The sequence below is a fragment of the Agrococcus phoenicis genome, assembly GCF_047302415.1.
In the GTDB taxonomy this organism is placed as follows: Bacteria; Actinomycetota; Actinomycetes; order Actinomycetales; family Microbacteriaceae; genus Agrococcus.
In genome coordinates, this window is the sequence record NZ_CP154854.1 from 2,672,370 (window position 1) to 2,684,482 (window position 12,113).

Genomic DNA, 12,113 nt, shown 5'->3' on the forward strand with positions numbered 1-12,113 from the left:
TTCGTGCCTACGCGCCGACGGCCTCCTGCACGGCCGCCGCCAGCGCATCCACGTCTGCCTCCGTCGTGTCCCAGGTGCACATCCACCGCACCTCACGAGCGGATGCGTTCCAGTCGTAGAAGGAGAACCTGTCGCGCACCGCGTCGGCGACGCCCTCCGGCAGGCGCGCGAAGACGCCGTTCGACTGCGTCGGGTAGGCGAGCTCGACCCCCGGGAGCGGCTCGACGGCGGCACGCAGGCGGGCCGCCATCGCGTTCGCGTGCGCGGCGTTGCGCTGCCACAGGTCGCCCTCGAACAGCGCGATCAGCTGGGCGGAGATGAAGCGCATCTTCGATGCGAGCTGCATGTTGAGCTTGCGCAGGTAGACGAAGCCCTCGCCCGCCCTGGCCGAGAGCGTGACGACGGCCTCGGCGCCCATCGCGCCGTTCTTCGTGCCGCCGAGCGAGAGGATGTCGACGCCCGCATCCGTCGTGAAGGCGCGGAGCGGCTGCCCGAGCGCGACCGCCGCGTTCGACAGGCGCGCCCCGTCGAGGTGCAGCAGCATGCCGTGCTCGTGCGCGTGATCCGCCAGCGCGCGGATCTCGTCGGCCGTGTAGAGCGTGCCGAGCTCGGTCGACTGGGTGATCGAGACCGCGAGCGGCTGCGCCCGGTGCTCGTCGCCCCAGCCCCACGCCTCCTGCTCGACGAGCGCCGGGGTCAGCTTGCCGTCGGGCGTGTCCACGGTGAGCAGCTTCATGCCGCCGACGCGCTCGGGGGCGCCGCCCTCGTCGACGTTGATGTGGGCGCTCTTCGCGGCGATCACCGCGCCCCAGCGTGGCAGCAGCGACTGCAGCGCGACGACGTTGGCGCCCGTGCCGTTGAAGACCGGGAACACGGCGGCCTGCTCGCCGAAGCGCTCGCGCACGACCTGCTGCAGCCGAGCGGTGTAGTCGTCGGCGCCGTAGGCGGTCTGGTGGCCGCCGTTGGCCGCGGCGATCGCGTCGAGCACCTCGGGGTGCACACCGGAGTAGTTGTCGGAGGCGAAGCCGCGGCGGTGGGGATCGTGGAGCGTCTGCACCTCACGATCCTCGCAGACGCCGGGCGGGCGGGCTGCGAGCGGCGGGCGGATGCGGGGCGCAGATCCCGGGGTACAGGCGCACAGCCGCGCGGTGCACAATGGCGGCAGCACCACAGCACGGCAGCACCACAGCACAGAGACGTGCGGGGCAACCCGTGTCGACCGCGGCGCCATCCGGCGCAGCTCCCAGCGGAACGGAGAACCAGATGGACCACCACGAGACGTCGCAGCACGACGGAGCGAACGACCACGACCACGACCACGCGCACGGTCAGGAGTACGACGGCGCCGCCTCGCCCGAGGACGGCACCGGCCCCTCGGAGTCGGGCCAGGGCTCGCCCGTGGAGGGCGCCGCCTCGCCCGTGCACGGGCTGGGGGCCTCGGATGACGGCGCGGGCTCACCGGTGCAGGAGGCGGAGTCGCCGATCCACGGCCTCGGCGCGTCCGGCGCGCGCGGCGGCGGGCCGCACGAGGGCTCGCCCGTGCAGCCGGCCGAGTCGCCTGCGCACGGCACCGGTGCCGCGGGCATCGATGTTGGCCAGCACGACGCCGACGGCGACGAGCAGCCCGACCAGGCCGACCCGCTCGGCTGAGCCGAGGCATCCGACCGACGCCGACAGAGCGCCCGTCCCGCAGGTGCGGGGCGGGCGCTCTGCTGATGTCGGTGCCGGCGTCAGCGGGCCTGCGCCCGTCGCACGAGCGTCAGCCACACCGCGGCGCCGATGAGCGCGACCAGGGCGGTCACGCCCATCCAGGGCAGCCAGCCCATCCCGGCGACCGCGAGGCCGAAGCTCCGGAAGCCCTCGGAGAGGAGGAAGCCGGCGACGACGCCCACGACCACGACCGCGAGGCTCAGCCAGAAGACCCAGAGGAACGGCTGGCCCCAGCGCTGGAACGCGGTGGTGATGGCAGCGCCCACGAGCATCACCATGATGATGAGCAGGAAGGTCTGCAGCAGCGTCTGCCACCACTCGCCGAGCCCCGTGTAGGCGACGTCGAAGAAGCGGATCGAGAGTCCGAAGCCGCCGGTCGCGACCTCGATGACCTTGCCGATCGTGATGATGCCGGCGTAGAAGACGGCGTTGCCGAGGAAGACGAGCGCGGTGCCGGCGGCGAACTCGCGGCGCGTGAGGCCGAGCCCGAGCGCGAGCGGGAAGTACTGCCCCATCGCGGTGAAGCCGAAGCCGATGAGCGGGCCCAGGAGCGCGAAGATCGCCCCGTTGTACTGCATGCCCATGTTCATGCCCTCGCGCGCCTCAGGGCCGCCGAGGTTGCCGACGAGCGCGCCGATCACCAGCACGATCGCGAGCGAGAACAGCATGATGAGCAGCGGCCAGCCGAAGGCCTGCATCTTGTTGACGATGTGGAGCTGGACGACGTTGCGGATGCGCATGACGACTCCTCTCAGATGGTCGCGCGGTCGGCGCGGTCGGCGGCGGTTGCCGCGTTGGCGGTGGTCAGGTGCACGAAGAGCGCCTGCAGGGAGACCTGGCTGATGTCCAGGCCGGCCTCGCGCGCGGCGAGCTCGTCGCCGTCGTGCGGGGTGAAGGTGGCGGTGGCGAGCGTGCCGAGCACCTTGCGCTCCAGCACCTCGCGGCCGGACAGGAACGCATCCACCGCCTGTGCGCGGCCTGACACGGTGATCGCCGCGTCGTGCAGGTCGTCGGTGTCGGCCTCGAGCAGCACCTTGCCCTGGTCGAGGATCACGATGTGCTCGAGCAGGTTCGCGACTTCGTCGATGTGGTGGGTCGAGAGGACGATCGTGCGCGGATGCGCGGTGTAGTCGGCGAGCAGGTCGTCGAAGAACATCTGGCGTGCGACCGCGTCGAGCCCCAGGTAGGGCTCGTCGAAGAAGGTCAGCGGTGCGCGGGCGGCGAGGCCGATGACGATGCCGATGGCCGAGAGCTGGCCGCGGGAGAGCTTCTTGATGAGGCGCTTCACGGGCAGCCGGTACTGCTCGACGAGCCGGTCGGCGTACGCCTGATCCCAGTTGGGGTAGGCGCCGGCGGCGATGCGGAGCACGTCGATGGCGCGGAAGGTGTCCGGGTACTTCTGGCTCTCCTGGATGAAGGCGGTCTGCGAGAGCACCTCGACGTTCTCCACCGGGCTCGCGCCCAGCACCTGCATGTCGCCGTCGGTCGCGAAGACCTGACCGGTGAGCAGCTGCATGAGCGTGGTCTTGCCAGCGCCGTTGCGGCCGAGGAGGCCGTGGATGCGGTGCTCCTCGAGGCGGATCGAGACACCCGAGAGCGCTGCGACCTCCGGGTAGCGCTTCGTGAGGTCGGTGGTGACGATGGCGGTCATCGCGATGCCTCCTTCGTGATCATGCCCGCGAGCTCGTCGGCGGTGATGCCGAGCTGTGCTGCCTCGCGCAGCAGCGGTGCGATGTACTGGTCCTGGAATGCGAACTTGCGGCGCTGGCGAAGTGCTTCGCGGGCGCCTGGAGCGACGAACATGCCGATCCCTCTCCTCTTGGTGAGCACATCCGCGTCGACGAGGAGCCCGAGGCCCTTGCCGGCGGTGGCGGGGTTGATGCGGAGGAAGGCGGCCAGCTCGTTGGTCGAGGGGACCTGGCTGTCTTCCGGGTACGTGCCGTCGAGGATCCCGTCCTCGATCTGCTCGGCAACGGCTTGGAAGAGCGGCTTGCTCTCGTCGAGCATGACTGCCTCCTGGGGGTCTGGACCGAGCTGCGCATCTCGCTCCGTTGGTTCATTACTCCACTAATGAACCACGCAAGCAACGAGGTGTCAAGGGGACGACCGGATGTCGCGGGTAGCCTGCCGTCATGCCTGCACAGCTCGTCTGGTTCCGCCGCGACCTGCGGGTGCGCGATCACCCCGCGCTCGTGGCCGCTGCCGAGGAGGGCGAGGTGCTGCCGGTGTTCGTGCTCGACCCCTCGTTCGAGCGCGCGGGCAGCGCACGCACCGCGGCGCTCTTCACCGCGCTGCACGCGCTGCACGCGGCCACCGACGGCGCGCTCATCGTGCGCTCGGGCAAGCCCGAGCAGGTGATCCCTGCGCTGGTGGAGGAGGCCGGGGCGAGCGCCGTGCACGTCTCCGGGGAGACCACGCCGCTCGGGCGCAGGCGAGACCGGGCCGTCGAGCGAGCGCTCGACGTGCCGCTCGTGGCCACCGGCACGCCGTACGCCGTCTCGCCCGGGCGGGTGCGGAAGGGCGATGGCGACCCCTATCGCGTGTTCACGCCCTTCTCGCGGGCGTGGCTCGAGCACGGCTGGCGAGCGCCAGCGGAGGCGCCCGCGCCGCGCTGGGTGCGCCGCGTCGAGGGCGAGGGGCTGCCCGCGGTGCCCGAGGTGTCGGCCACGCTCGACTGGGCGGCCGAGGAGCCCGCGCTCGAGCGCTGGGCCGAGTTCCTCGACGGCCCGATCGACGATTACGACGAGCATCGCGACCGGCCCGACCTCGACGACACCTCGCGCATGTCGGTCGCGCTCAAGCTCGGCGCCGTGCACCCGCGCACGCTGCTCGCCGACCTCGACCGCGTCGCGCACTCGCGCAGCAAGGCGGGGCAGCGGTCCATGCTGCGCTACCGCACCGAGCTGGCGTGGCGCGAGTTCTACGCGGACGTGCTGTGGCACCAGCCGCGCTCCGCCTGGCACGACTACAGCGAGCAGCTGGCTTCGATGGCGTACGACGAGCCCGACGAGCGCTTCCGCGCCTGGCAGGAGGGGCGCACCGGCTTCCCGATGGTCGACGCGGGCATGCGGCAGCTGCAGGCGGAGGGCTGGATGCACAATCGGCTGCGCATGCTGACCGCGAGCTTCCTGACGAAGGACCTGCACGTGTGGTGGGGCGTCGGCGCCCGGCACTTCCTCGACCTGCTCGCCGACGGCGACCTCGCCTCCAACAACCACGGCTGGCAGTGGACGGCGGGCACGGGCACCGACGCGTCCCCGTACTTCCGGGTCTTCAACCCGATCCTGCAGGGCAAGAAGTTCGACCCCGACGGCGCCTACGTGCGGCGGTGGGTGCCGGAGCTGCGACACCTGAGCGGCGCATCCGCCCACGAGCCCTGGAAGGCCGCGGACGGCTACGACGACGGCTACCCCGAGCCGATCGTCGACCACGCGGCAGAGCGCCAGGAGGCCCTCGCCCGCTACGAGGCCGCGCGCCCCTGAGGCGCCCCGCTGCGCAGTGCCGCACCGGTGCGCGACCGTGCACCGAAGCGCCCCGAGCCTCGCTGCGGCAGCGCCTCCGGGCACCGCTGACAGCGCCGGACCGACCTCAGCGAAGGCGACCGCGTGCGGCCCACAGGTCGGCCCAGTCCTCGGGGGCGAGATCGCGCGGGAGGCCGCCGGCCGCGTGCGACCGCTCGCGCAGCCACCGCTTCGCCTCCGCAGGCGGCAGCACCCCTGCCGCCGGCAGGATGCGGGCGAGCCCGGCACCGCGGCTGCGGAAGACGCGCGCCACCATCGCGGCGTAGGCCCTCCGCTCGCTGCTCGGCACGAGCGGCGCGGCTCGCCGGTGCATGGTGAACAGGCCGCCGTCGACCTGGGGCGCGGGCCTGAACGCGTGCCGCGGGATGCGCTGGAGCAGCGCGAACTCGAACCACGGCGCCGCCTGCGCGGTCAGCTGCGTCGCACCGCCGACGCCCGCTCGACGGCGGGCGACCTCCCACTGCGCGATGAGCACCGCGTCCGTCCACCCCGGGCCGTCGAGCAGGTGGCGCAGCATCGCGGTCGTGAGGTGGAACGGGAGGTTCGAGACGACGACGTGGGGGTGCGCCTCGAAGCGGTGCGCGAGTGCGTCGGCGTGCTCGATCCGCACGGCCGGCGGTGTGCGGCGATCGAGTCGCGCCGCGCGGCGCGGATCGGCCTCGAGCGCCAGGATCGGCCGGCCGAGCCGAGCGAGCGGCAGCGTCAGGGCGCCGTCGCCCGGGCCGATCTCGAGGATCGGCCCGGGCGTGGCGGCGACGCGCTCGACGACCGCCGAGACGACGCGGCGATCGATCAGGAAGTTCTGCCCGAGCTCGTGCCTGCCGGGCTCGTCGCGCTGGGCTCGGACGGGCGGGTTCGGGTGACGCTGCTCAGGCTGGCGGTCGCGCGGTGCGCGCGAGGCATGGTCGGATGCGCGGGTGCGCCGGTCGGCGCCTGGACGGGTGGTGCGTGGCATGGGTGCTCCGGTTCGCGATGGAGCCGGGCAGCGTGAACGGCGCCGCGCCGGCGAGGGCGAACGGCGAGCTGCAGTGCGTTCAGGATGCGTGGCCGAGCCGTTGGCCCGTGGCCGACGCGGTCGTCGAGGCCAGGGCGGGCTCAGCGCTTCAGGGAGCAGCGCGCCGTCAGTGGCGGCGCGGCCGGGAGCTGGCGAACATGCCAGCGCAACCCGCCGCGACGGCGGTGCTGCTGCAGATGGTTCCCACGCCGCCAGCGTAGGCGGCGCGTCCGAAGCGGTCAACTCGCGCTCGCTCCCGCACCCCGCCGCCCACGCTCCTCGCACAACGCAAGCCGTCGAGCGACGGTGCCCGGCGAGTGCCCGCGGCGGCGATGATCTGGCGCGCCGATCCCTCGCGGGGCTTGCGTTGTGCCGGAGCGGGCGGGGCACGCGCGGCAGCGGCCCCCGGGCGAGTGCCGGGGGCCGCTGCGGGAGCGCGGCGCGCTACTGCTTCAGCGCATCCCGCCACTTCACGATCGAGCCGGTCTTCAGCAGCGAGCGCTCGTAGATCTTCGCCGCGAAGGCGATCACCGCGACCGTGAAGGCGACCAGGATGGCGAGCGACAGGTAGGGCTCCCACCACTCCTGCGACTGCAGGTAGACGCGCATCGGCACGGCCACGGGCGCCGAGAAGGGCACGTACGACATGATCTGCAGCGCCACCGGGTTGTTGTTGAAGATGATCACCGCGATGTAGGGGAGCATCACCAGCATCATCAGCGGGCTCGTCGCCGTGCCGAGATCCTCGGCGCGCGACACGAGCGCCGCGGCCGCCGCGTAGAGCGACGCGAGCATCACGAAGCCGACGGTGAACAGCACCACGAACCACACGATCGGCATGCCCAGCCCGTCGAGCAGCAGCTGCGATCCCGTGATGGCGCCGCCCAGCAGCACGACGCCCGCGATCAGCAGGATCTGGCCGAAGGCGAGCACCGAGTTGCCGATCACCTTGCCCGCGAGGATGGCGCGGGCGGGGATCGCGGCGAGCATGATCTCGACGATGCGCGACTGCTTCTCCTCGACGACCGACTGCGCGATCGTCTGGCCGAACGTGATCGCCGACGAGAAGAAGACGATGCCGAAGGCGATGCCGATGAAGTAGGTGAGCAGCGGGTCGGGCGCGTTGGGGTCGAGCAGCTCGACCTCGGGCGTGACGCTGAGCATCTGGACGATCGCCGAGGGCGTCTCGCGGTCGCCGATCACGAGCAGGCCGCTCGCCCCGGTGCCCGGCAGCACGCCCGCGCTGGCCGCGCCCGACTGCACGGCCTGCCGCACCGCATCCGCCGAGCCGAGCGTCTCGACGGCGATCCCGTCCATGCCCTGCAGGGCGGGCGCGATGGTCGCGATGGTCGCGACCGCGGTGTCCTCGTCGAACAGCTGGGGCCCGACCGAGGAGAAGAGCACGCCGGCCAGGATCAGCGCGAGCATGATCGCGGTCGAGATGATGAACGACTTCGATCGCACGCGGATGAGGATCTCGCGCTGGGCGACGATGCCGGTGGCCTGCCAGAAGCCGGTGCGGCCGCGGTGGTTGGTGCGCCCGCCGTCGGCGGGGGCGGATGCGGTGGTGGCGCTCATCGGACGACCTCCTGGAAGATCTCGTTCAGCGGGCGGACGGAGGGGGCGAAGCTGCGCACGGTGCCGCGCTCGATCGCGTCGCGGAGCACGCGGTCGGCGGCCTCGGTGCTGTCGGCGGCGAAGCGCACGTGGCCGCCGTCGAACTCGATCACCTCGACGCCGGGGATCGCGCGCACGAAGCCCGCGTCGTCGGTCTCGAGCACCCACTCGGGGCGGGTGTGCGCGGCGCGGATCTCGGCACGGGTGCCGGCGGCGCGCACCTCGCCGTGGGCGAGGATCACGAGCGAGTCGCAGAGGCGCTCGACGACGTCGAGCTGGTGGCTGGAGAAGAGCACCGGGGCGCCGGAGCGGGCGACGTCGCGCAGCACGTCGAGCGTGACCTCGACCGCCATCGGGTCGAGCCCCGAGAAGGGCTCGTCGAGCACGAGCGCGGAGGGGTCGTGCACGAGCGCGGCGGCGATCTGCGCGCGCTGCTGGTTGCCGAGGCTGAGCGACTCGAGCGTATCGTCCTTGCGCTCGCCGAGGCCCAGGCGCTCGAGCAGGTCGTCGGCGCGCTTGGCAGCACTGGCGGCCGTCATGCCGTGCAGGCGGGCCAGGTAGACGAGCTGCTCGTGCACCTTCATCTTCGGGTAGAGGCCGCGCTCCTCGGGCATGTAGCCGAACTGCGCGCGGTCATCCGCGGTGATCGGGCGGCCGTCCATGCGCACCTCGCCGCTGTCGGGCGACAGCACGCCGAGCAGGATCCGCATGGCGGTGGTCTTGCCGGCACCGTTGGCGCCGACGAAGCCGGTCATCAGGCCGTCGTGCACCTCGAAGGAGATGTCCTTGAGCGCTTGGTGCCCGTTGAAGGAGCGACTGATCGCATGGATGGAGAGCATGCCTCAACGCTAGGGAGCCCGGATGTCCGGCCACCTCCGCCTGCGGGTGGGAATCGCGTCTCCCCCTGGCGGGGGAGGGAGGCACGTGCGAGGCTCACGGCATGCGCTTCGCCGACGACGAGACCCGTCCGCTCCCCGATCTGCCGACGATCGACGAGGTGGCGGCCACGTTCCCCGTGCGGTTCGTCACGCTCGTGCCGCAGCCGAGCATCCGCGAGATCGGGGTGAACACGACCTCGTCGTCGATAGACGGCGGGCCGAGGCACTGGACGGACGCCTCGATCATGTACGCGGTGATCAGGAACCCCGACGACCTCGAGGATCCGAGCAACCACCTCGAGCTCTCGCCGGATCTGGAGGCGGCGCTCGCGAACCCCTCGCCGCGGTTCTCGCCCGCGGCCGTCGAGCTGCTGCGGTGGATGCGGTTCCCGATGGCGTACGAGGCCGTGCAGACGCACGTGCTCGGTCTCGACGACTCGTCGCTGGCCGAGCGGCTCGCGCTGCACATGCGGAACGTGATCGCCAACACCTTCCGCGAGGAGCGGCATCCGGTGCCGTTCCATCCCGACTCCTTCATCGACCCGCCGTCGGCCGCTGACGCTGTCGCCGCGTCCGTCGTCGTCGACGGCGCGCGGCTGCCGGGGATCACGATCGCGGACGAGCACGTCGTGAGCCTCGGGGTCGAGCTCGACGACACGGTCGCGACGGTGGTGCTGGCGAAGCACCTGCTGCCGCTCGTGCGGCTCGAGCTGGTGCGGCGGCCGCGGCCGGAGGCCTAGCCGCAGCCGCCGGGGCGGCGGCAGCGCGCGTCAGCGGGCGGGGGTCAGCGCGTACTCCGTGACGAGGTGGCCGGAGGGCAGCGCGGTGGAGGAGGTGAGCCGCAGCAGCTGCTGGTCGAGGCTCGGGGGCGTGAAGCGCAGGCCCTCACCGATCAGCGCGGGGCAGATCCGCAGGCGCAGCCTCGTGACCAGGCCCGCCTCGAGCAGCGCGTTCGCCAGCTGCAGCGAGCCCCAGACGACGACGGAGCCGAACCTGCCCTCGAGGCCGCGCACCGCATCCGCCGCGCTCGGCTCCGGGCGCAGGACCTCGATCTCGCCGTCGCCCCACGGCGCGCGCTCGAGGCTCGACGAGACGACGAGCTTCGGCAGTCGCGCGATGGGCCCGGCCACGCGCTCGCGGTTCGGGTCGGCGGTCGGCCAGTAGCTCGCGAACATCTCGTAGGTGCGGCGCCCCAGCACGATCGCGTCGATCGACTCGAGCATCGCGAGCTGCGAGGCGTCGGTGCGGTTGTCGTCGGGCGCGGTCGCCGCGACGAATCGCATGCCGCCGTCGGGCTCGGCCGCGAAGCCGTCGGCCGAGACGATCTGCTCGACGGTGATCATGCGCGCGCCAGCGCTTCGTCGAGCTCGACGAAGGCCTCGCTCCAGCCGGCGTGGATGCTCTCCTCGGTGGCGCGATCCTCATCGACGCCGGCGAGGTGGAAGGTCATCTCGCAGCGGTCGTCGGGCAGCTCGCGCAGGTCGATCGTGATGAGCATGGCGTCGGCGACCGCGTCGCCCGGGTCGGCCCACGAGAACCGAAGCCGCTCGGGCTCGCGCAGCTCGAGGTACTCGCCGCCCGTCGGGTACTCGCTGCCGTCGGGCGCGACCATGACGTACCGGTAGGTGCCGCCGACCCGCAGGTCGATCTCGACCGACTCCGGTGGCGTCACCACCTCGTGCGGATGCCACCACTGCGCGGCGATCGCCGGATCCGTCCACGCGCGCCAGACCGCTGCGCGCGGTGCGTCGAAGGCTCGGGTGATCGTGAACTGCTTCGTCGTGCCCATCAGTGCTCCTCGGTGTCGTCGGCGGTGCGGGTGTCGTCGGTGGTGCGGGTGTCGCCGTGGTCGGATGCGTCGCGGGACTCGGATGCGTCGCGGCGGTCGGCGGCTCCCGTGGCCCGGGCAGCGGTCGCGGCAGGGCCCGCGACGAGGGCGGCGAGCGCCTGGTCGAGGCGGTCGAAGCGCTGCTGCCAGGCGGCCCGGTGCTCCGCGACCCAGCGCTCTGCATCGTCGAGGCCCTCGGGGCGCAGCGCGCACGAGCGCCACTGGCCGCGCCGGGTGCGCTCGATGAGACCGGCGTCGTCGAGCACGCGGAGGTGCTGCGAGACCGCGGGCCTGCTGATCGCGAACGGCTCCGCGAGCTCGCCGACCGTCGCGCTGCCCGCTTCGAGCCGGTGCAGCATCGCGCGCCGCGTCGGATCGGCAAGCGCGAAGAAGATGCGGCTGAGCGGATCGGTCGCGATCGGCATCCGACACCTCCTCGTTGCGTTAGCACTTGCTTACGCGCTGCGACCCATGGTCCGCCTGCTCGGCTCGCGTGTCAACACCCTGAGCGCGGTCGCATCCGCTTGGGCGATGCCGCAGGCGGCGGGGCTGCACTGGCCGGGCATCCTCGGCTGCATCGCGATCATCCTCTGCGCGCAGGTCGCCCTCGTCGTCATGTGGCGCCTGCTGTCGATGGTCGCGCGCGAGCGCATCTTCGACCCGCGCGCCCTGCGCCTCGTCGACGTGATGACCGCGTGCGCGCTCGCCGCATCGGCCCTGTTCGCGGTCGCGCTCGGCATCCTCGCGATCGCGGGCGCCCTGCCGCCGGTCGTCGCGATCTTCGCGACCGTCGGCTGCTTCGGTGCGGCCGGGATCGGCCTGCTGCTCATCGTGATGCGCGGACTGCTGACGAAGGCGACCGACCTCGAGCACGAGATGGCCGAGGTCGTCTGATGCCGATCGTGCTGAACCTCGACGTCGAGCTCGCGAAGCGCAAGCTCAGCGTCGCCGAGCTGGCCGAGCGGATCGGCATCACGCCGGCGAACCTGCACGTGCTGACGAGCGGTCGCGCCAAGGCTGTGCGCTTCTCGACCCTGGACGCCATCTGCCGCGTGCTGGAGTGCCAGCCGGGCGACCTTCTGGCCCACGAGCCCGAGTGACGCACCGGTCGCAGCCGCGCCGTGCCGCGCGAGGAGCGGCAGGAGGGCAGATCGCCTAGAGGCAGGCGTCCACGTAGTGGTCGCTGAGCGCGGTGCCCGCCTCGGCCGCCTCACCGGACGAGGACGCCGAGATCAGCTCGGCCGGGGCCTCGCCGGCGGTCTCCGCGTCGCTGATGGCCGTCAGGTGCGCGTGCCAGGTCGCCCACGCATCGGCCAGCTCGCTCGGCGGCTCACCCACCGCATCCATGGCCGCGAGCCTGCTGTCGACCTCGGCCGGGCCCGAGCCCCACCCGATGTAGGGGTTGAAGACGTAGTTGCCGGCCGGCTGCTCCTGCAGGGTCTCGCAGTAGGCGGACGGGCCCGCGGAGCACCCCGCGAGCAGCAGCATCGCGGCGGCGGAGGCGGCGATGGCAGCAGTTCGAGCACGCATGCACCCGAGCCTAGCGAGCGCGCGGGCTGTGAGGG

General features: G+C 72.4%; 16 protein-coding genes. 5 read left to right on the forward strand and 11 right to left on the reverse strand.

Annotated features, from left to right (window positions below; genetic code table 11):
* Window positions 1-7 precede the first annotated feature (7 nt).
* Window positions 8-1,057: a threonine aldolase family protein gene (locus tag AA0Z99_RS12865; protein WP_413317979.1), complete on the reverse strand. Its 1,050-nt coding sequence runs from the start codon at window positions 1,055-1,057 to the stop codon at window positions 8-10.
* 206 nt (window positions 1,058-1,263) lie between these two features.
* On the opposite strand from AA0Z99_RS12865, the gene AA0Z99_RS12870 reads away from it, so the two are divergent.
* Entirely contained in the window at window positions 1,264-1,650 is a 387-nt protein-coding gene (locus tag AA0Z99_RS12870; protein ID WP_413317981.1) for a hypothetical protein, read from the forward strand.
* An 80-nt stretch (window positions 1,651-1,730) separates the two neighbouring features.
* On the opposite strand, the gene AA0Z99_RS12875 is transcribed toward AA0Z99_RS12870, so the two are convergent.
* The 3 genes from AA0Z99_RS12875 to AA0Z99_RS12885 are packed head-to-tail and all read right to left on the reverse strand — an operon-like array spanning window position 1,731 to window position 3,717.
* Window positions 1,731-2,450 (reverse strand): hypothetical protein, encoded by a 720-nt coding sequence (locus tag AA0Z99_RS12875; protein ID WP_413317983.1) that lies wholly within the window; start codon window positions 2,448-2,450, stop codon window positions 1,731-1,733.
* An 11-nt stretch (window positions 2,451-2,461) separates the two neighbouring features.
* Window positions 2,462-3,361 (reverse strand): ABC transporter ATP-binding protein, encoded by a 900-nt coding sequence (locus AA0Z99_RS12880; protein ID WP_413317985.1) that lies wholly within the window; start codon window positions 3,359-3,361, stop codon window positions 2,462-2,464.
* Window positions 3,358-3,717, reverse strand: a complete 360-nt coding sequence (locus AA0Z99_RS12885) for a GntR family transcriptional regulator (RefSeq protein WP_413317988.1) — start codon at window positions 3,715-3,717, stop codon at window positions 3,358-3,360. Before AA0Z99_RS12885 ends, AA0Z99_RS12880 begins: the two co-directional genes overlap by 4 nt.
* Before the next feature lie 125 nt (window positions 3,718-3,842).
* Between AA0Z99_RS12885 and AA0Z99_RS12890 the strand changes: the two genes are divergently transcribed.
* Window positions 3,843-5,192, forward strand: coding sequence for a cryptochrome/photolyase family protein (locus tag AA0Z99_RS12890; protein WP_413317990.1), 1,350 nt, complete (start codon window positions 3,843-3,845; stop codon window positions 5,190-5,192).
* A 106-nt stretch (window positions 5,193-5,298) separates the two neighbouring features.
* Here the strand turns inward: AA0Z99_RS12890 and erm are convergent, their stop codons facing one another.
* From erm to AA0Z99_RS12905, 3 genes are all read right to left on the reverse strand, one after another.
* On the reverse strand, window positions 5,299-6,186 hold the full coding sequence (gene erm / locus AA0Z99_RS12895; RefSeq protein ID WP_413317992.1) for a 23S ribosomal RNA methyltransferase Erm: 888 nt from the start codon (window positions 6,184-6,186) through the stop codon (window positions 5,299-5,301).
* A gap of 483 nt (window positions 6,187-6,669) precedes the next feature.
* Window positions 6,670-7,803, reverse strand: a complete 1,134-nt coding sequence (locus AA0Z99_RS12900) for an ABC transporter permease (RefSeq protein WP_413317994.1) — start codon at window positions 7,801-7,803, stop codon at window positions 6,670-6,672.
* Window positions 7,800-8,681 (reverse strand): ABC transporter ATP-binding protein, encoded by an 882-nt coding sequence (locus AA0Z99_RS12905; protein ID WP_413317996.1) that lies wholly within the window; start codon window positions 8,679-8,681, stop codon window positions 7,800-7,802. The genes AA0Z99_RS12900 and AA0Z99_RS12905 overlap by 4 nt, the downstream gene beginning before the upstream one ends.
* Window positions 8,682-8,782: 101 nt before the next feature.
* Here AA0Z99_RS12905 and AA0Z99_RS12910 point away from each other — a divergent pair, with 101 nt between their 5' ends.
* Entirely contained in the window at window positions 8,783-9,460 is a 678-nt protein-coding gene (locus AA0Z99_RS12910; protein WP_413317998.1) for a hypothetical protein, read from the forward strand.
* A gap of 30 nt (window positions 9,461-9,490) precedes the next feature.
* Here the strand turns inward: AA0Z99_RS12910 and AA0Z99_RS12915 are convergent, their stop codons facing one another.
* Genes AA0Z99_RS12915 through AA0Z99_RS12925 form a run of 3 tightly spaced genes read right to left on the reverse strand, consistent with a single transcriptional unit; the run spans window position 9,491 to window position 10,973 of the window.
* A complete protein-coding gene (locus AA0Z99_RS12915) occupies window positions 9,491-10,063 on the reverse strand; it encodes a dihydrofolate reductase family protein (protein WP_413318000.1) in 573 nt (190 codons plus the stop codon).
* Window positions 10,060-10,509 (reverse strand): SRPBCC family protein, encoded by a 450-nt coding sequence (locus AA0Z99_RS12920; RefSeq protein ID WP_413318002.1) that lies wholly within the window; start codon window positions 10,507-10,509, stop codon window positions 10,060-10,062. Before AA0Z99_RS12920 ends, AA0Z99_RS12915 begins: the two co-directional genes overlap by 4 nt.
* Window positions 10,509-10,973 (reverse strand): ArsR/SmtB family transcription factor, encoded by a 465-nt coding sequence (locus AA0Z99_RS12925; RefSeq protein ID WP_413318004.1) that lies wholly within the window; start codon window positions 10,971-10,973, stop codon window positions 10,509-10,511. The genes AA0Z99_RS12920 and AA0Z99_RS12925 overlap by 1 nt, the downstream gene beginning before the upstream one ends.
* Before the next feature lie 46 nt (window positions 10,974-11,019).
* Between AA0Z99_RS12925 and AA0Z99_RS12930 the strand changes: the two genes are divergently transcribed.
* The gene (locus AA0Z99_RS12930; protein ID WP_413318006.1) at window positions 11,020-11,442 is read left to right on the forward strand and encodes a DUF2975 domain-containing protein; all 423 of its coding nucleotides are present in this window, start codon (window positions 11,020-11,022) and stop codon (window positions 11,440-11,442) included.
* On the forward strand, window positions 11,442-11,648 hold the full coding sequence (locus tag AA0Z99_RS12935; RefSeq protein ID WP_413318008.1) for a helix-turn-helix domain-containing protein: 207 nt from the start codon (window positions 11,442-11,444) through the stop codon (window positions 11,646-11,648). The genes AA0Z99_RS12930 and AA0Z99_RS12935 overlap by 1 nt, the downstream gene beginning before the upstream one ends.
* 55 nt (window positions 11,649-11,703) lie before the next feature.
* Here the strand turns inward: AA0Z99_RS12935 and AA0Z99_RS12940 are convergent, their stop codons facing one another.
* Complete coding sequence (locus AA0Z99_RS12940) at window positions 11,704-12,078, reverse strand: hypothetical protein (protein ID WP_413318010.1); 375 nt, start codon at window positions 12,076-12,078, stop codon at window positions 11,704-11,706.
* Window positions 12,079-12,113: the final 35 nt, after the last annotated feature.